The 18057-nt window shown below is 48.4% G+C and carries 17 protein-coding genes; 14 read left to right on the forward strand and 3 right to left on the reverse strand.

Annotated elements, in window-relative coordinates:
• Positions 1 to 124 precede the first annotated feature (124 nt).
• The 3 genes from PHW04_03930 (at position 125) to PHW04_03940 (ending at position 4902) form a co-directional block, all read left to right on the forward strand.
• Positions 125 to 2251, forward strand: a complete 2127-nt coding sequence (locus tag PHW04_03930; GenBank protein ID MDD2715029.1) for an adenylate/guanylate cyclase domain-containing protein — start codon at positions 125 to 127, stop codon at positions 2249 to 2251.
• A gap of 26 nt (positions 2252 to 2277) precedes the next feature.
• A complete protein-coding gene (locus PHW04_03935; protein ID MDD2715030.1) occupies positions 2278 to 3921 on the forward strand; it encodes a hypothetical protein in 1644 nt (547 codons plus the stop codon).
• A gap of 69 nt (positions 3922 to 3990) precedes the next feature.
• Entirely contained in the window at positions 3991 to 4902 is a 912-nt protein-coding gene (locus tag PHW04_03940) for an NlpC/P60 family protein (GenBank protein ID MDD2715031.1), read from the forward strand.
• Between the two features lie 5 nt (positions 4903 to 4907).
• On the opposite strand, the gene PHW04_03945 is transcribed toward PHW04_03940, so the two are convergent.
• Complete coding sequence (locus PHW04_03945) at positions 4908 to 6131, reverse strand: serine hydrolase (GenBank protein MDD2715032.1); 1224 nt, start codon at positions 6129 to 6131, stop codon at positions 4908 to 4910.
• A gap of 197 nt (positions 6132 to 6328) precedes the next feature.
• On the opposite strand from PHW04_03945, the gene PHW04_03950 reads away from it, so the two are divergent.
• The 10 genes from PHW04_03950 to PHW04_03995 all read left to right on the forward strand — a co-directional run bounded on the left by PHW04_03950 (position 6329) and on the right by PHW04_03995 (position 13510).
• A complete protein-coding gene (locus tag PHW04_03950) occupies positions 6329 to 6646 on the forward strand; it encodes a PadR family transcriptional regulator (GenBank protein ID MDD2715033.1) in 318 nt (105 codons plus the stop codon).
• Entirely contained in the window at positions 6643 to 7245 is a 603-nt protein-coding gene (locus PHW04_03955; protein MDD2715034.1) for a DUF1700 domain-containing protein, read from the forward strand. Before PHW04_03950 ends, PHW04_03955 begins: the two co-directional genes overlap by 4 nt.
• Positions 7246 to 7256: 11 nt before the next feature.
• Positions 7257 to 8219 carry a DUF4097 family beta strand repeat-containing protein gene (locus PHW04_03960; protein ID MDD2715035.1) on the forward strand — a complete coding sequence of 321 codons (963 nt, stop codon included), beginning with the start codon at positions 7257 to 7259 and terminating at the stop codon, positions 8217 to 8219.
• A gap of 129 nt (positions 8220 to 8348) precedes the next feature.
• On the forward strand, positions 8349 to 9140 hold the full coding sequence (locus PHW04_03965; protein MDD2715036.1) for a hypothetical protein: 792 nt from the start codon (positions 8349 to 8351) through the stop codon (positions 9138 to 9140).
• Positions 9141 to 9186: 46 nt separating this feature from the next.
• The gene (locus PHW04_03970) at positions 9187 to 10050 is read left to right on the forward strand and encodes an EamA family transporter (protein ID MDD2715037.1); all 864 of its coding nucleotides are present in this window, start codon (positions 9187 to 9189) and stop codon (positions 10048 to 10050) included.
• Between the two features lie 87 nt (positions 10051 to 10137).
• Complete coding sequence (locus PHW04_03975; protein ID MDD2715038.1) at positions 10138 to 10683, forward strand: 4Fe-4S binding protein; 546 nt, start codon at positions 10138 to 10140, stop codon at positions 10681 to 10683.
• A gap of 74 nt (positions 10684 to 10757) precedes the next feature.
• Positions 10758 to 11432, forward strand: coding sequence for a rhodanese-like domain-containing protein (locus PHW04_03980; GenBank protein ID MDD2715039.1), 675 nt, complete (start codon positions 10758 to 10760; stop codon positions 11430 to 11432).
• A gap of 39 nt (positions 11433 to 11471) precedes the next feature.
• Positions 11472 to 12041, forward strand: a complete 570-nt coding sequence (locus PHW04_03985) for a ribosomal RNA adenine dimethylase domain-containing protein (protein ID MDD2715040.1) — start codon at positions 11472 to 11474, stop codon at positions 12039 to 12041.
• Complete coding sequence (locus PHW04_03990) at positions 12025 to 12708, forward strand: HD domain-containing protein (GenBank protein MDD2715041.1); 684 nt, start codon at positions 12025 to 12027, stop codon at positions 12706 to 12708. The genes PHW04_03985 and PHW04_03990 overlap by 17 nt, the downstream gene beginning before the upstream one ends.
• The gene (locus tag PHW04_03995; GenBank protein ID MDD2715042.1) at positions 12692 to 13510 is read left to right on the forward strand and encodes an alkaline phosphatase family protein; all 819 of its coding nucleotides are present in this window, start codon (positions 12692 to 12694) and stop codon (positions 13508 to 13510) included. The genes PHW04_03990 and PHW04_03995 overlap by 17 nt, the downstream gene beginning before the upstream one ends.
• On the opposite strand, the gene PHW04_04000 is transcribed toward PHW04_03995, so the two are convergent.
• A complete protein-coding gene (locus PHW04_04000) occupies positions 13504 to 15189 on the reverse strand; it encodes a peptide-binding protein (GenBank protein ID MDD2715043.1) in 1686 nt (561 codons plus the stop codon). The genes PHW04_03995 and PHW04_04000 overlap by 7 nt on opposite strands.
• Before the next feature lie 247 nt (positions 15190 to 15436).
• On the opposite strand from PHW04_04000, the gene PHW04_04005 reads away from it, so the two are divergent.
• Complete coding sequence (locus PHW04_04005) at positions 15437 to 17185, forward strand: hypothetical protein (protein ID MDD2715044.1); 1749 nt, start codon at positions 15437 to 15439, stop codon at positions 17183 to 17185.
• Here the strand turns inward: PHW04_04005 and otsB are convergent.
• Entirely contained in the window at positions 17122 to 17931 is an 810-nt protein-coding gene (gene otsB / locus PHW04_04010) for a trehalose-phosphatase (protein ID MDD2715045.1), read from the reverse strand. The two genes, PHW04_04005 and otsB, sit on opposite strands and share 64 nt — an antisense overlap.
• Between the last annotated feature and the right edge of the window lie 126 nt (positions 17932 to 18057).

Here is an 18057-nt window from a genome sequence, read left to right on the forward strand (position 1 = left end):
TGACCCGCTGCGAAGCATATCTGTCAAATGTATAGACCCGGTACACCGAATCCCACCGAATCTATATGCGACTTATCTGCCTGCCTTTCTGGTTTTTCTCCAAAATATTCTGTATAATTTAAAAATGTCCTCCAAGGTACTCACCATCATGTTCACTGACATCAAGGGATTCACTGCTCGCACTTCGGCATCGACCCGCGGGGAACTGACCGCGCTGCTTGAAAAGCACGAAAATCTGCTGCTCCCTGTTGTCAGAAGATTCGAAGGCAGTCTGGTGAAAACGATCGGCGACGCTTTTCTAGTCACTTTCGAATCTCCTACAAATGCAGTGCTCTGCGGGGTCATGATGCAGGAAGTGCTGCGGGTTCACAATTCCCCGCTGCCGCTGGAAAATCAGATCGCAGTGCGGATTTCGATCCATACCGGCGAAGTGGAGCTGCGCGACGGAGATATTTATGGAGAGCCTGTGAATCTTGCAGCCAGGCTGGAAGGCATCACCGACGCAGGTGAAGTTTATTTCACTGAAGCGGTCTTCATGGCCATGAATCGGGCTGAAGTCCCATCCAGCGAGATCGGATTCCACGTCTTCAAAGGCATTCCGGACCAGATCAAAGTCTTCCGCGTGATGCAGGATAGAAAATCAGATGTGTTCATACAATTGCTGGAGCGGCTGCGGAAGATCGAGGACGCCGGAAAGACAGCGCCGGTGAAAGTTCGAATACCACCGAAGTCTCTCTTCATCTTTACCGTCCTGATCGCAGCAGGACTTATCCTGTTCCGGTATCTTACCACACCCACTCCTGAAAATATGTATCAGTCAGTGCTGCGCTGCATCGAAAACGGGAATCTTTCCCAGTCACTTGCATTGTCCGGTAAAATGTACAACCGTTACCCGCAGCACGGGCTTACCTCTGAAGCTGTCAGAAAAACGGTCAGCGCGCAGCTTGAAATTCTAATCAGGAACAGCAGTTTTGACGAATGCCGGAAAATTCTCCGAGACTGCGGTCTGCAGTTCTCCCTGATCAAATTCAACGACCAGGCTATGTTGTTTGAACTGGCACTGGCGAAAAAAAAGGTTGAAATTCAGGATTATGCATCTGCCATCGCCATTTTCCGGCAGCTCTGGAAAAATCAGCCGGCCGGCATCAATCTGGCTGAAACAGTGGCGGAGACTCTCGGCACCGGAACCGCTTCCGAAGAAATCGGGCTGCTGCGAAATGCGGGAAAACTTGACACAATGGAATATTCCTCCTGGAAAAGCCTGCTCCTCGATTCAGCCCTGAATCTATGCAAAGCCGGGAAAACAGAAAGGTTTGAACTGGCCAGAGATATCCTCTATGCCAGACTGGTGAGCCTTGAGGTTCCCCCTGCTTCGCTTCAGGAAGTGATCGATGCTCTGGCAGTAGCCGACATGGGAAGGGTTTTCAGATACGGGATGGAAAAAGTTTTTTCCCCTGTCTTTCGTGAGCGGCAAACAGCCTGGCAGATTTTAGGGACAGCGGGGAAAAAAGAATACTATCCTGAGATTAATTATCATTTTCTGAATCTGATCAGCCTTTCCCCTGTCGATGATGAAGAGGAGATGGCTGCGCTCAAACAATCCGCTTCCTTTTTCCTCGACTGCTCGAAAAAACCGGACTGGGACAGTCTGAAAGAAGCTGCAGGCATCAGGACAATTCCTGTGGTCAAAGCTCTCGGTTTGAAATACAGGGACATTCAGGAAGTGATCAACTGCCTGACAGCAGCCTTCACCAGGGAGATCGAGACCAGGGGACAGAAGCGGACAGCAGAGGACGATAAACTTATCGAATATCTGGGATCAGATTTCCGCACTGCCGAGATTTCATGCCCGATCCAGGACTGGGTTCAGTCTAAATCCGGTGATCTCAGATACAATGCCTTCATGATCCTGAAAAAGGAGAATCGGCTGGATTTGATCGACCAGTGGGAATTCTTCAGCTCATCGCTCCTAGGAATCGATCCAGTTGACGAAAATTACGCCTACGGCGAACTTCTGAAGGAAGCCATGCACTTCCTGGCACTCAACTATGCCGGAAACAAGGAAAAGGTCGGAAACATCTACCTCGACGCATACCACAGGCTGGAAGCCAGGCTGGAATCGATAAAAAAAATGCTGCCTGAAGATCCGTCGCTCACTCAGATTAGTCTTCAGTTGTCGGATTTTCTTTCCTCGCTTAAAGCTGATCATGATCTGGTGGAGTCAGTAAGAGCAAAAAAAAGCGGAGAATGAAAGAACTTGCGGGAGAAGGAGATCACATGAAATTCATTCTGAGTGCGTTCTTTATTATTCTAGCCCTGCAGCTGAATGCAGGACCCCCGGAAAAAGTGGTTTTCCTGAAAGCTGTTACCGACAATGATCAGTGCGTTTTCCAGCAGGCCTCAGACAAATCATATCCTGTCCTGGAAAAAATTCCTGCGGACGACAAATCCCTGGTCGAAATTCTCAAAGTTCTGAATAGTGGCATGTCCAAAAATTCACTGCTGATCGGGCAACTGGTCAAGAATTTCATGGCTGGCCAGTCTACAGACCCAAAGCTGTGCCCTCCTTACCTTGAACCCCTCTACATACTGCTGATCAAAGGCGGGAACCGCCCCAAAAACGGTTTTTTCCTGTGCGAAGGCAGGAAAACCCTGGACAAGACTTCCTCATTTTACATTGAAATGCCTTATGACCCTTTCAATTTCGAAAAACTCTTTGCCCACGAGAACGGCCATCTGATCGATTATTACATCGGGGAATTTTATTTCCCCAGGGAACCATCCAGGCCTGTTCACACCACCCCTGCACTTACAGACTTTCTGATTGCTTTCATCGAAGGCTGGGGTGATCATTTCGAGCCACAGATCGCGGCATTGACTCAGAACGAGAAGTTGCGAAGTTATGCTGGATTTGATCTGCATACGGGCAGGGAGTATTTCACTTATCTTGACGATCTCGGCAGCCTGTCGCAGAATCTCAAGCGGCATTCCTGGGTCAAGGCCAATCTGTTCGCTTTCAGCCGCAGGACTGAATTAGCGGACCGGCTCGGGACAAAAGACCTCAAGCGAAATTTCGCCTTTAACTGGACAGGCAGCGATTTTGACTCGACAAGGCTCAAGAACGCCCAGCAGATGCTGTCCAGCGAAGGCTTCTGCGCCTGCATTTTCTACAGGCTGGCAACGAATGGAACACTCAAGAATAATTATGAAGACATCGGATTCTACAGGATGTTCGATCCAGGGATCACGGTTAATAACCTGATAAAAAAGATTCCTCCCGAAATCAATGTCTATCTCAAGATCATGTATGCCAAGCATATGCTGCTGAAAGACTATGAAACCAGGAAACCGGAAGTGTCTCCTCCGCTGCTCGCGGATCTGATCGTGAAATACTGCTTCCTGTTTCCCAAAGACAGCGACACCGCAGTCTCCGAATTTGCCAACGCCTCCTTCTGCAGCACGACCTGTCCTGAGGCCCTGAGTTTCTATAAGAGATTTTCCGACACGTTCAGGGTTTACTACTTCGAAAAGGAAGAGAAAACGGATCTGTACCTGAAAATTTTCTGCGCCATAGTGGAAGCCTGGATTTCAGACCTGAAGAAAAATCCGGCCCGCCTGACCGGCGCTATCGGTCCTGCGCTCTGGATCCAGAATAATGACTTCAAATTTGGGTTCTGGATGTTCGGAACAGAGGAAGTGCCTCTTTCCATCAACCTGAACGCAGCCGAGGATTTCGAGCTGATGACGATTCCCGGAATGACTGTGGAATCAGCGAAAAAATTTACGGAATACAGGGACGGGCGTGGATTCTTCCGCTCGCTTCTGGACATCGAAAAATCCGGGCTGCTGCCTGAAACTGTTTATTCCGAAATCATTCGCATGCGCCGCGCTTTTCTGGAGATGAAGACAGCCAGCCGATAACGCCATAGGATACAAACACTTTTCCAACACAAAACCCTTCAAAGTCAAGAATGTGAATGACTCAGCCAGATGACATTCCAAGGCTTCAGATATGATGACAGAAAACAGGATATCCTGTATGATAACTTTGAGGAATGCCAGAAACAGATGAAACTTTATTCCTTTATCCCGATTTTCCTGATGTCCTGCTTCTTTTCCACCGGCGAGGTGGCAGTCAGGGAATCGCTCAGGCCGCAGGTCGAGAGGGCAGGATATGTTTCACCTTATTCAGTCGAGTTCAGTTATCCGGAGTCAGACCTGATCTTTGACATACTGTCCGGCGGCAGGGGAGACCCGGTGGACGAAGCCTGCATTCCTTATGAAGAATGGTACACGCAGGAAACAAAAAAGCATTACGGAAGCTGGGGTCCGAGAGCCAGGCGCTTCGCCCCTTGGGAAGGCCTGGAGTGTAAACCTGCTGAATGGATACGGGAGCGGGTGATTGCGGTCGGGCTAAGGTTCGAGGGTTATCCATACAGACATCATCACATCCCGGACTGGAACCCTCAGCCCGGGATTCCGGACAACCGGGGAATCGACTGCAGCTGCTTCACTTCGTTTGTATACAACCTGGCTCTGGGAGTGACCATCTCCAGCGGCATCAGGCAGCAGGCGGAAAGCAAAGTCGCAGCAAAGAACGATTCGGGCAGGGAAGTCCAGATTCAGCGCATCTTAAAAACAACTTATCAGCCGCTTGTCCAAAAGCTTCGTACCGGCGATCTTCTGTACATCAACAAAGGCAAAAGGATCTGCCATGTGATAATCTGGGTAGGCGCGATCGGCAGATCCCCGGACTGTGTCCCGCTGATACTGGACAGTACAGGTTCAGGCCACAAAGACTGTAACGGCAGTTTCATACCTGACGGAGTATTTCTCCGTCCTTTTGAGGAGAAATCCTGGTATTACAGGAATCTGAGCCATGCCCTGCGCATCATTAATTAGACAGGTTATATTTTCCCCTGTTCCAGTAATTTAAACAGCCTGACGATCAGGTCTGTGAACTCTTCTTCTTTGACCGGAGCTTTGGGATCGTTGATTGTGGCTGAAATGCAATAGAAAGGAGTGTTCGGGCCCTTTCTGAGGATGTGGGTGTAATTGAGCACTCCTGGTTCAGAGCCGCCTTTGTATCCTATATACTGCCATTTTTTCCTGTCACCCAGTCCGGGGTTGATGGAAATAGAAGGATTGCCGTTCAATTCAAAGATAATCCTGCAGAGTTCATCTGTGGTGGTGAGCCATTCAATCTGGTCGATCATCCGGGGTTCATTTACGAAATCGACCTGCTCTCTTGGCAGACAGGCAATTTTATCCAGGAATGCCCGCTTGCCGGCCAGGTCTGCCTGAATGTAAGAATCCAGTTCTCCTTTCGAAATACCCCACTTCAGCTTGAATATTTCCAGAGTGGAAAGAAACGGCCTGATCCGCTCAGGAGCAAGGGACTCGACATTTTCCCTGCCTGCCAGGAACAGCAGGTGGTCAGTGGCAGTGTTGTCGCTCAGAGAAATCATCAGGTTGCATAATGTGCGGACTGTGATAGGAGTATCGACCGGCCAGTCCTGCAATATTCCTGACGGCAGTGACATATGACCGTCTGTTAAATGCACGATTTTGTTCCAGGAAAGTTCGCCCTTTTCCACTTTCTGGGTTATGGCTTTCAGGACATACAGCTTGAAGGCAGATCCTATGCCAAGCGGCTGATTAGAGTTAAGCTCGAAGATTTTTTCCCGTCCGTTCTTGAGGATAGTCACGGATGTAAAACCCGGAAGTGCTTTCAATCCTGCGCTGATCGCGGCCGGAGTGTCGTTGGTAAATTCAGCGGCTTCAAACGTCAGATGGGTGACCAGGCCCTCTTCATTCAGGCTGATTTTGCTGGGAACTGTGCCTTTTTTGAAACGCAAGATATAGCTGCCTGCAGCGCCTTTCGCGTCCTGATACTTTCCCAGACTGCAGGTAAACTGATCGACAAGTTCCCGGATTTTTTTATCAGAAACAGCACTTAAAAAAGTTGAATGAAAAATCTTAGATGCGTCATCGAGATTGGTGAAGATCTTCTTGTACATGGCTTTTTCCGAAACCGTGTCCGCCTGGCAGGGAATGGACTGCCAGCAGAAAAGGAAGGAGAAGAGCAGGATTTTCAGGGATTGTACCAGGCATTGCTTGATATTGAACATTTGACCTCCAGGTAAGAATTTGTTTATGAACAGTCAGAGTTTACCATTATTACCTGGTTGTGAACAGCCTGTACCATTTTTTCGTCTCATACTTATAGCCACATACAGTTTAATAAAAAATATCTTGCAATAAACAATACCGTGCGTTATTATAATCTCAGAATGAATAAATTTTGAGAATAGTTCTGGAGGTAGGAATGAACATTCAATTCAAAAAAGGAGTGCTGGAAATGTGTGTGCTGTCCCTGCTGGCTTCGCAGGACTGCTATGGCTATGAGCTGGTGCAGGAGATTTCCAAGAGAATCGAAATCGCCATTGGCACTATTTATCCGCTGTTGAACAGGCTCAAACGGGAGAATTATTTTGAAAATTACCTGTCTGAATCCGGTGAAGGTCCTCCCCGCAAATACTACCGTCTCACTCCAAAAGGTCATGAACACACTAAAAATCTGATCGGAGAATGGAAGGAATTCATCAAGCAGGTCGACACAATCATCGAAGGAGGCAACAAATGAAAAAGGATGATTTTATAAAAAAACTGTCAGGCAAGCTTTGCGGATTGCCTGAGAGCGAAATAAAGGAAATACTCTATGATTATGAGGAGCATTTCAGGCACGGCCTGGCTGAAGGCAAAAGCGAAGAAGAGGTAGCTGAAAACCTGGGTGATCCTTCTGATATCGGAAGGCAGTATCAGGCAAATGTGATTCTCAGGGAAGCCAGGGAAAACTATTCACTCTATCAGATCTGCAGGGGGATTCTGGCTTTGACCGGCTTGGGAGTGCTCAATCTGTTCATAGTGCTGCCTTTTTATCTGACAGTGATGGGATTGCTGATTGGCTCCTGGGCGGTTTCCGCAGCTTTCCCTGTGGTTGGAGTTACTCTGATGCTTTTCCTGTTTTTTGGTGGCAGCCATTTCACAACCATCAACTGGGTGTCAGGGCCGATCTGGTTTCCTCCGGAAGGAATCATGGGCTTCCTGAGCGGATTTTTCGTCTCTTTGGGTACTATTACCACCGGCCTTCTGCTGCTGCTTTTCATGTGGTACATCACCAGGCTGATTTACAAACTGACAGTGGATTATCTCCAGATAAACCTTGACATAATCAGAAAATAACAGGAGGGAATATGAAAAAAACAGTAATTATACTTGTGATCGTCACGATTTTTTCCTGGGTGGCAGGAGCTGCTTTCACTTCTCTGGCAGCCGGCAGAAATTCAGCCAAGGCGGCCGGCAGAGAATCCTCGAACAGAGAACAAAGGAACGCACAAACCAGGGCTGACTTCGAAGACAGGCGCCTGTTCGGTGCAGAAACCGTGGAAAGCATCGACATCAATTGCGTTTCTGAAGATTTGACTTTCTATCCATCAAGCGGCGAAATCCAGGTTGCCTTCAAAATTGAAACAGTAGGTCCACGCAAAGACAATCACCCGCAGCTCGAGATATCTGAGACAGGTGGGAAGCTGGAAATTTCGATCAGACAGCCGGAAAAATATGGGAATTTCATCAGAAATATCGGAAGTTACAAAGGCGTGCTGGAGATCGGGCTGCCTGAAAAAAAATTCAGAAGCATCAGTCTCCACTCAGTATCGGGTGATGTGGATTTCCAGCTGCCGGTTTCAGTGGAGCAGCTATCAGCTGAAACAGTATCCGGGAATCTCGACGGCCTGACTTTTAAAGGCACTGAAATCCGCCTTTCCACTACTTCCGGTGACCTGTCTCTTGAAGACATTGAGACTGACAAGCTGGCGGTTAAAACCGTATCCGGAGAGATCAACGGGAAAAACCTGAAATGTAAGTCCTCTGATTTTGAGACTGTTTCCGGAGACCTGCGATTCGACGAGATGGAATCTGAAAGAACGCAATTTCACTCTGTTTCAGGCGATTTCTCCTGTCAGAGCCTGATCGGGAAAAGGCATGTTTTCCAGACCATGAGCGGAGACGCTGAAATCGATGATTTAACCGGCGAAGAGGAGTTCCATTCCATGAGCGGGGATCTGAGCATCAAGCGGCGGGGCTCTGGAAGCAATCCCGGGCAAAGCGAGGAAAATGAGTCTGAGATTGAAAAACCGACAGTAGAGACTCGCTGATTGAAAGTTGAAGTTGAGTTTTAAGTCCCGGCGCTTTAGACTATAGAAGCTCCATTCAAAAGATTGTTCCTTATCCGGGGTTGATTGGGCAGAAAGTTCATGGGTAATAGAAAGTGCCGGGGGTATGAGATGAAAATCATTGACATGGATGTGCAGCATCTGGATTATGTGGCCCGCTGTGGTTATACAGGGGAAAAATGGAAGAGACCTGAGGAGGTCGCTGAAATCAAGAAAAACTGGCTCAGAAAAAAGATCGCTCAGGGCATGGTGATCAAGGTGGCCTTGAACGATGAGGGCGTACCTGTGGGCTTTTCCCGGGCATTGCCGATTGATCGGGGTGCCTGGGGAGTCAAAGGCAGAGACCTGCTGGCTGTCACCTGCTTAGTGGCAGATGATCCGGAAAAGAATTCAGGAAAAAAAAGCACAGGTCTGGGAAGGCAGTTGATGCAGGCGCTGGAATCAGAAGCCAGGAAGCAATACATGGGGATCTGCGTGACAGGCTGGGAAATGGAATACCCTTACATGCCGGCAGCTTTTTTCCGGAAACTTGGCTATCAGGAAGTGGCCAGGCAGGATGAACGGGTGCTGCTTCTGAAGGAATTCGAGCCTGTGTCTCATCCGGAGTTCCGGGAAATCACCTATACATACACTCCAGTCCCGGAAAAAGTGACTGTGGACCTCATCTGGAATCCTTTGTGCATGACTTCAATCTGCGAGCTTTTCACTGTGCGCGGGGTCTGCGCGGAATTCGTTCCCAGGGTGGTGTTCAAGGAATACTGCGCAGGTGATCCTGAGACATACCTGAAATATGGAACTGAGCGGGCATTGTTCATCAATGGCAGGCGCAGGGATTGGGGCTATGATGCACCAAGGGAAGGTGTAATCGCTGAAATCGAAAAGGAATTGAATAAAAGCAAGTGAAGGAAAATCCATGCAGAATGGATCAGCCTAACTAGACAATGTTTTAATGCCTGGAAACTGGATTTTATTCGCTGCTGCCACTGCGGTTTTTTCTGCTGGAAAGGATGTTTTCAGTAGAATTGGCCTGGATTCAGCAGATGAATACCTGGTTTCCTTCACAACCTGGCTGTTCGCGCTCCCGCTGCTTTCTCTTGCCCTTTGCTTCTCCGGCATCCCAGTGATCTGTCCCGCATTTTTCCCGGCACTGCTGGTGAGCGGAATTGCGAACACTGCAGCCACAATCCTCTATATGAAGGCCATGCACAGTACCGACATCTCGATCTGTGTGCCTCTGGTTGCTTTTACTCCTGTCTTCATGCTGCTGACTTCGCCGCTGATCCTGGGCGAATTTCCAGGCCAAAGAGGAGTTCTGGGAATATTTTTTATCACCGCAGGTTCTTATTTTCTGCAGCTGGAGAAAGGAAAAACCGGATTTATGGCTCCTTTCAAGGCTTTGCTATACAACAGGGGAGCCCGCTATATGGCAATAGTAGCCTTCATCTGGAGTATTTCCGCCAATTTCGACAAAATGGGCATTCTTAATTCTTCTCCTTTTTTTTGGTCTTTCAGTTCCTGCCTGTTTGTAATCCTGAGCATGCTCCCGATTTTGCATTGTCACGGTTGTTTCGGCAGAACCGGGAAGAATTTTGGCAGTCTGGCCCTGGCTGGTATCAGCCACAGCTTGATGCTGATCTGCCAGATGACCGCGGTTTCAATGACACTGGCGGCTTATGTGATCTCCATCAAACGCACCAGCATAGTGCTGGTGGTGCTGGCAGGGAGCCTGATCTTCAAGGAAGGCGGGTTGAAGGAAAGACTGTTCGGCTCAGCCCTGATGCTGGCCGGGGTGATGCTGATAACATTATTTTAATTATTGGGATGAATGGCCGTTCATCCCAGCGGAGGTTAAGATTAATAAAGGTTGATGTAGAATTAAACCAATCAATCTGGAGGGAAAATGTCTGAAAAATTCAACATGCATTATGTTGCTGCAATGGAAGAAGCAGCTGCACTGATTTCCAAACAGAAATGCTTTGAAGTGATGGTCTGCGGCTGCAGGAAAGGCAAGGGGAAATGCAGTCAGTCCCGCATGGATGTCTGCCTGATCTTTTCATCTGATTCCAAAGGCTCGGGCAAGGACGGGCGCCGGGTGCTCAGCAAGGCTGAAGTGGACGAACTGATGCAGCATGCCGCTCTGAAACATCTCGTAGCCAGACCATTCCGCGATCCTAAGCACAAGGAGGTGGTCGAAGGCATCTGCTTCTGCTGTGCCGACTGCTGCGGATATTTCTTGAACAGGGAAGAACCCTGCGACAAGGGCAGCCTGATCCAGGAAACTGATCAGGGTAGCTGTACAGACTGTGGGATTTGCGTAGAATTCTGCTACTTCGGGGCGCGGAAAATCAAGGACGGAAAACTGGCGGTTGATTTCGAAGAATGCTACGGCTGCGGGTTATGCGCAGCTGCCTGTCCTGTTGGATGCGTGAAGCTGCAGAAGCGATGAGATTGTTCTCTTGATTTTTTAAGGGCATTGTGGCAATATCTATCTTATCTGAATTTTAATTCCAGGAGGTGCATGTGAAAGGAACAATGATTATTCTGCTTGCTCTCTTTACGTTTTCACTGATCCCTTTGTTTGCCGATACGGTGGAGAATACTGCTATGGCTGCTGAGACGAATGAAAATACAATCAAAGCCGATCTGGCTGTTGGAACAATCGGAGCTGCCAAGACAGTCAGCAAGGACATGCCGATCGACAATGAGCTTTGCCCAGTGATGCTTGGAAACAAAGTGAAGCCCGGGCTCAATGTTGTGTCCGACGGACGCATCATCAATGTCTGCTGCGAAGGCTGCGTTAAAACGCTGAAGGAAGATGCCTATCCCCATCTCAAGAATTTCGTGTACGAGAAGGATGGCGTGAAATTCATACTCAAGGAATATCTCAAATCCAGAATCGATACCAATGAGCTGACCGTCTTGGACGTGCTCGCTCCTGAACAGTTCCAGATCGAGCATATCAAGGGAGCTGTCAATCTGCCCCTTGACAGCATAGAAACACTGGCAGCGACAATCCTGCCGAAAAAAGACGCCAAGATAATTGTCTACTGCATGGGATATATCTGCGGCTCAAGCACTGTCGCATTCAGGAATCTTGTAAAGCTCGGCTATACCAATGTAATGGACTACAAGGGCGGCACCTCGGAATGGAAGCAGTATTATCCGGAACTGGTAGTGACTGAACCTAAAAAGTAATACCTGGATATTTTATAAAGGGTGCGATAGAATTCCGATATGTGGGCATTTTTCAAGCAATTCCTGAAAAACTGCAGGGACACCGGAGCGGTTTCCCCATCTTCGCGGGAGCTGGCCGACCTGGTGACAAGTTCGGCCGAACTCGAAAGCGCCGGGACTGTGGTGGAATTTGGCACAGGCACTGGAGTTTTTACGGAGTGCATTCAGAGAAAAATCAATCCTGGAGCATTGTTTTTCGCACTGGAAATCAACCCCTATTTTTACCAGAAAACCCGGGAGCGCTGCCCTGACTGCTGTGTATACTGCGACTCAGCGGCGCATGTGTCGAATTATCTGGAAAAACACGGCTTGAAAGAGTGCGACTGCATTGTATCCGGCCTCCCCTGGACAGCTTTTGGACGTAAGCTCCAGGAGCAGCTTCTTAATGCCACTGTCGCTGCTTTGAAACCTGCCGGAAGATTCGTGACTTTTTCCTATCTGCCGTTTCATCTGATGCCTGCAGGTACAAGATTCAGAGAAATGCTTTGTGAGAAGTTCAATACCGTGGAAAGGAGCAGGGTGGTCTGGAGAAATTTTCCGCCAGCATTTGTTTATGTCTGTAGAAAATAAAATAGATTTCCAGAGTTCGATAATCCGAAAGACCAGGGAATTCGTCAGGAAAAGACTGCTCCCTGATCCTACAGGTCATGATTTTCATCATTCGGTAAGAGTAGCCACACTTGCGCTGAAAATAGCCGGTGAAGAGGACAACCCCGACAGATTCATAATAGAGCTGGCATCGCTTCTCCACGATATTGCTGACTGGAAATTCCATGAGGGAGATGATTCTCTGGGAGTTGAACTTTCAAAGCACTGGCTGATTAAAAATAAAGTGACCCCTGAAGTAATTGAATCAGTAATAGATATTCTTAAAAACATTTCCTTCAGAGGAGCGGGTGTAGAAAACAAAATCAAGTCTCTTGAGGGCAGGATTGTCCAGGATGCCGACCGGCTGGATGCCCTTGGCGCAATCGGGATCGCCAGGACATTCGCTTACGGAGGATACATGGGCTCCCTGATCTATGATCCTGAACTGAAGCCGGTCTTTCATGAAAATTTTGAGCAGTACAAAAAAAGCAGGGGAACCTCAATCAATCATTTTCACGAAAAACTGCTGCTGCTCAAGGACAGGATGAATACAGACACTGGCCGGAAAATTGCGGCTGAACGGCATCGCTTCATGAAAGTTTTCCTGGAGAGATTTCTGATGGAGTGGGAATGTGAAGGCTTGGAGTGATTTCAAGCCTGACATCAGGGTGATCACTCCGCTGATCTGCCACCTTTTCGGGATCAGACTGCCTGAACAATCGTCTGATTATATTCCAGGCGAAGTACTGGCTCTTGAAAACGAGTGCACACTCTGTATTGAACGCTGTCTGATCTATGCCCCAGACGCAGTCGGTTCATTTCTTTTCGGATACTGTCCGGCTGTTTTCAAAGAAATAAAAGCTGCTGCACCGATCGAACTTCCGCTAAGAGCAGCTTTCCCCCCCGTGACCCCAGTCTGTTTCGCCACGATGTTCACAGGCACTTCACCCGAAGAGCATGGATTGTCCGTTTATCACAAACCGGTCCTGAAATGCGATACTTTGTTCGATGCTCTGATCAGAGCAGGGAAGAGGGTGGCGATCGTGGCAGTGAAAAACAGCAGCATTGACCTGATCTTCAGGGAGCGGGAACTGGATTATTTTTCCGAGGAATCTGACAGCCAGGTGATCGAGCGGGCGCTCTACCTGATCGAGCGCAATCATCATGATTTTATACTTGCCTACAACCAGGAATTCGATGACTCGCTGCATGCCACAACGCCGGTTTCAGAACAGTCAATTCAGGCGGTGAAGAATCACACTGCATCCTTTCTGCGTCTTGCCCGGGCTGCAAATCAGCACTGGAAGCTATGCAACCGGGCGATCCTGTTCGCCCCGGATCACGGAGCCCATTCCGACCCTCTGACAGGCAAAGGTACTCACGGCCAGGATATTCCTGAAGACATGGATATCTGGCATTACCTTTCACTGGAAAAGGGAATAGATTACTGATATTTCTGCAGTCCCATCGGCACATAGAAACGTTCCGAATTTGAAAGAAGTCCCCAGGGCGATTGAACGATCCCCTGGAACCTCTTGGAGATCGCTTCGACGTTTTCATAAGGATAGAGGAAGGTGCAGGGCTGCTCCTCGTGCAGTATTGCATGGAATCGGTGCAGAAGATTTTTCCTGGTTTCGAAATCAAGCGTTTTCCGCAGCTGATCCATGATCCGGTCAGCTTCATCATCTTTAAAACAGAAATAATTTGACCCTGCTTTCCCTTTCTTGGGGTCTGGAATCTGCGAGGAATGCCAGTTCATGTAAGGATCAGGGTCTGCCGGCCATTGCCAGCCCAGCAGCAGCGCGTCCAGCTCCTGATTCTGGAGCCTGGTCATCAGGGTGGCATAATCAGGGTATTCAGGGGTCATTTTGATCCCTGCCTGGGCGAGTCCGTTCTGTACGATTTCCATCAGGTATTTCATTGCTGTGTTGGGGTTGATGGTCTGGATCGTGAATTGAAATTTAACCCCGTCCTTTTCCAGGATCCCGTCTCCGTCACTATCAGTCCAGCCAGCCTCTTTCAAGAGAACCGCAGCCTCAACCGTGGAGAACGGCAGCGGTCTGATGCTGTCGTCATTGGCCCAGAATCCTGGAGCGAATGGTCCGGAAACTGTAACACCATGACCATGCCTTACTTCCCTGATGATTTTCTCTCTGTCAATGCACATGGTCACAGCTTTTCTGACTTTCTTGTCTGAAAAATAAGGTCGCAAAAGATTATAACTGATGCAGACAAACCTGAAAGGGGAGGGATTGAGGTAAATGCTGAATTTGTCGTTGAACTCTTTTTCCTTGTAATGAGTCTCATATTGATCAAGGGTGATGGTCATCAGATCAATTTCTCCCTTGAGCAGCATGCTGAAAGCCGGGATCGCGGTAGAAAGAAGCTTGAATTTGATTCGGTTCAGGAAAGGACGGCCCAGAAAATAGTCGTCATTAGCCTGAAGAATGATCTGTTCATCGGGTTTCCAGTCTGTCAGTTTGAACGGGCCTGTGCCGACCGGGAATCTATTGTAATTCGAATTGTTGAAGTCATCTTTTTCATACAGATGCCTGGGGACCAGGCCCTGACCCCAGGCGCTGACCAGAGAGGAGTTTTTCTCCCTGTTGATCACTTTAACAGTAAATTTATCCGGAATTTCCAGAGTGGAAACGAAGGAGAAAGCATCCCTTGAAATTGTCTGGACAGCAGGATCCATCAGTTTTTCATAATTGAATTTCACGTCGTCTGCGTCGAACGGTTCGCCGTCTTGCCATTTCACACCTTTCCTAAGGTGGAAAGTGACGCTCAGTTCGTCTGTAGAAACTTCCCAGGTTTCAGCCAGATCGCCTGTCAGTTTCAGATTGTCGTCATATTTAACCAGTCCGTTGAACAGCAGGCTGATGACAGTGAGCGAATCTCCGTCAGCGCAGAGGATCGGATTCAGGGTCTGCGGGCTGCAGGCCAGATGCATGACCAGAGTGTCGCCATAGGAAGGGGAGGAGTCGGGTTTAGCGGTCTGTGACTCTGCAGTGCCAATGGGGACTGTTTTTATTGCAGAACCGACAGTGGATTCTGTCTGTTTCCCGCATCCGTCAACAAGCAAAATTAACATCAGAACGCTTGAAAAAAAGCAGAGTAAACTTTTCACGTTTCCCCTGGCAAGTCTTTAGTACAAGATGGAAATATTATATCAAAAGTCCTGAAAAAATCCATTGAAGCAGGATGAAGCAAAATGAATCAGAATGATGCTTCTTTTTTTTCTCTTGTCAGGTAAAATTGGATTATGAATATAGCCGGGACTATTCTGTAACAATTCATTTACAGTATATTTGCTCGAAAGAAGACTATTCCCGTCTATATTTATTGATAAGAACAAATTGGACTGCGGGGTTAACATGAAATTCATTGTTTTAATGCTCCTGATACTGACATCCAGACTGCTGGCCAGTGTTTATTGCTGCAACTATGTCGCGACTGTTGGAGGCACGGTCGGTACCGGAGGATCCGTGCTGCTCGCAGACGTCAACATCGCTTTCCAGCCTGCATATTCGGTGTCCATTTGCTATGTCACGAGCGACCCTGAAAACAGTTCCGCCGACACGGTGGTTTCTTCAGTTTCCCCGTCCGGGGCAATCTCACTGTCCGCGAGTCTCGGACCAAAGCTCGAGCCTTTCAAGATCGAAGCCTTTGACCAGAACATCAGTGCCGGAGCCTCTGCCACTGTCAGCGGAGCGCTTAATGTCAAAGCCGGCATCGGACAGACCTATGTTTTCAGCAAGCCGTATACTGATGACCTCAAGGCCGAAGGTGTCCTGATCGCGGATAAGATGCTGGACTGGACTGGAGCCGGGCTGGTGAAGCCGGTGATCAGTTCCATCATCGCCAAGCTTACAGACGTTGACCTTAAAAATTACCTGACTGCTACGTCAGTTTCCCTGGGAGGTTCATTGAACCTCAGTGGGGGGATCAATGGACAGCTCGGGCTTACAGACGACAGCAACAGCCCAAGCATAGCAGGTGTCAGCGGTTCAGCCCTCAATATTTCCGGCACCATGAACATGGGAATCGCAGGGGGAATCATGAACGGCAAAACCATGCTCAACGACATGACAGGCGCGTCGCAGGACAAATACTGGGTGTCCCTGACTGGCGGCCTGAGCGGGGAGTTTTCAGTCTTGAAACTTTCTGCATTGCTGGGACAGATAAGCTTCACTCCCTCTTTCCAGCCAGACGAATCCGGGTCATTGGATCTTAGTCTGGTTTTTCGGTTCGATGCGAACATGAAAGCCAAAGGAGCGAGCCTTATAATCACCCCTGGATTCAAGCTGCATGACAATCTCAATCATCCCTTCATCAAAGCCTTGATTGAAGAAGCAAAAAAAACAGGGGCTGCGGAAGGAGATTATGCTGAGCTGATGAATGTCCTGGCAGTGAAGCAGACATACGTATTCCTGCTGGATCTCAAGCTCTGCAGGGAATTTTTCGGAGAAGCCCTGTCTTTTTCCGAGAGCTTGCTGCATCAGGCGAATCTCCAGAACGGCGACACTGTCAACACTAAGGTAAAGGGTATGTTCGGAATGGTGCAGAACGCGATGAAAAAGATTTCCGGGAAAAAAGTTCCTTACAGTTTATGGACTGAACTCAGGCTGTCAGAATTCAACCCGAATCTTTCCCTTAACGTGAGCCTGGGCATCAATCTCAACCTGGGGGTAAGCACATCCTTTCTCAAGACCAAGTCTTTTATGCAGGACAGCGGAAACCTGCGTGATTTCAAACTGAATCTGGAACAGCATTATGATTACACCAGGGAGCTCGCCAGATTCAACCGCAATCCGAAGGTGATCATCAATAAGCTCCTGGAGTTGATCAAGGAGGAAGTCCTGAATTCCAAGGCCTATGTATACAGCAGGGAGGATGACGGCTCCCTCATGATTGTCCAGCTGGAACAGAATGACAGCGTGAATCTGATCTATATCTCCCCTGACGGGCAGACATCCCTGGAAACAAAAAAGGGTGAAGAAGCAACGAACCTGTGGAAGAAAGTAAGGCAGTCGGTTGGCAGGGAGTCCCAGTATCTATATCAGAATGGTCCTGAAGTGATAGATTTGGTAGGTAAATCTCTGGAAGGCATCTTGCAGAAATAAAGTTTGAATTGATCCAGAAAACATCTGACCTCATCCGGACTGGAAAGCCGATATCCGGCTTTAGTAGGCCTGTCGTTCTCAGCCACAAGTATCCCATAGCCAATCCCTGCTACAGCCTCAAAAGCCGGTTCGTCAGCCAGGCCATCTCCTATGAAAATACAGGCATTAGTCTCCTCTGAAAATCCGAAAATATCCATCAACCAGGTAACAGCTTTCCCCTTGTCCCATTCCTCTGGCAGGATTTCGCCTGAGGTGCTGCCAAAGAGCAGCAGATGATTCGAAGCTGCATGCATCACTTCCACGATTTTATTCCTTACTGCTTCGTCTGCGACAGATCCGTAATGCAGCACTATGTCGTAAATTCTGTCTTCAATCACCAGATCTGGAATATTTCCCAGTTTCTGCCTGAGGGAGAAAAGCATGCCTGAAGTCCAGGGAATGATTTTTTCAGCTGCCTGATTCACCCTGGAAAAACCTTGCGGGCCTGATAATTCTATCCCGTAATTCCCTGCGTAAAACAGATTCTCGATTCCGATCAGGTTTCTGAGGTCTTCCTGGGATCTGCCGCTGAGTATGATCACCTGGAAATCCTTCATTATTACTTCAAGAACCTGCTTCATCAGCGGTTGAATCATGGCCGGAGGTTTTGTTTCGATAGGAGACAGAGTGCCGTCATAATCCAGAAAGAAGACAAACTTCCTCTTGTCTGCAAGGATAGATGCGAATAATGTATCTTGAAGATTCATGCTTTACAATTTAAAGTTACAGTCCACTAATGGATCGGGCTTGATTCACGGCTGAACCAGCTGTCAAGGGACCCTACACTGATCTCGGAAAGGTCGGAGACCACCAGGTCTGCTCCATTTTCCAGC

It is taken from the genome of Candidatus Wallbacteria bacterium (assembly GCA_028687545.1).
In the GTDB taxonomy this organism is placed as follows: domain Bacteria; phylum Muiribacteriota; class JAQTZZ01; order JAQTZZ01; family JAQTZZ01; genus JAQTZZ01.

What these genes read in the sequence shown, in the direction of transcription:
- PHW04_03930 (MDD2715029.1), top strand. Translation starts at nt 125, where the DNA reads ATGTCCTCCAAGGTACTCACCATCATGTTCACTGACATCAAGGGATTC.
- PHW04_03935 (MDD2715030.1), top strand. Translation starts at nt 2,278, where the DNA reads ATGAAATTCATTCTGAGTGCGTTCTTTATTATTCTAGCCCTGCAGCTG.
- PHW04_03940 (MDD2715031.1), top strand. Translation starts at nt 3,991, where the DNA reads ATGACATTCCAAGGCTTCAGATATGATGACAGAAAACAGGATATCCTG.
- PHW04_03945 (MDD2715032.1), bottom strand. Translation starts at nt 6,131, where the DNA reads ATGTTCAATATCAAGCAATGCCTGGTACAATCCCTGAAAATCCTGCTC.
- PHW04_03950 (MDD2715033.1), top strand. Translation starts at nt 6,329, where the DNA reads ATGAACATTCAATTCAAAAAAGGAGTGCTGGAAATGTGTGTGCTGTCC.
- PHW04_03955 (MDD2715034.1), top strand. Translation starts at nt 6,643, where the DNA reads ATGAAAAAGGATGATTTTATAAAAAAACTGTCAGGCAAGCTTTGCGGA.
- PHW04_03960 (MDD2715035.1), top strand. Translation starts at nt 7,257, where the DNA reads ATGAAAAAAACAGTAATTATACTTGTGATCGTCACGATTTTTTCCTGG.
- PHW04_03965 (MDD2715036.1), top strand. Translation starts at nt 8,349, where the DNA reads ATGAAAATCATTGACATGGATGTGCAGCATCTGGATTATGTGGCCCGC.
- PHW04_03970 (MDD2715037.1), top strand. Translation starts at nt 9,187, where the DNA reads ATGCCTGGAAACTGGATTTTATTCGCTGCTGCCACTGCGGTTTTTTCT.
- PHW04_03975 (MDD2715038.1), top strand. Translation starts at nt 10,138, where the DNA reads ATGTCTGAAAAATTCAACATGCATTATGTTGCTGCAATGGAAGAAGCA.
- PHW04_03985 (MDD2715040.1), top strand. Translation starts at nt 11,472, where the DNA reads ATGTGGGCATTTTTCAAGCAATTCCTGAAAAACTGCAGGGACACCGGA.
- PHW04_03990 (MDD2715041.1), top strand. Translation starts at nt 12,025, where the DNA reads ATGTCTGTAGAAAATAAAATAGATTTCCAGAGTTCGATAATCCGAAAG.
- PHW04_04005 (MDD2715044.1), top strand. Translation starts at nt 15,437, where the DNA reads ATGAAATTCATTGTTTTAATGCTCCTGATACTGACATCCAGACTGCTG.
- otsB (MDD2715045.1), bottom strand. Translation starts at nt 17,931, where the DNA reads ATGAATCTTCAAGATACATTATTCGCATCTATCCTTGCAGACAAGAGG.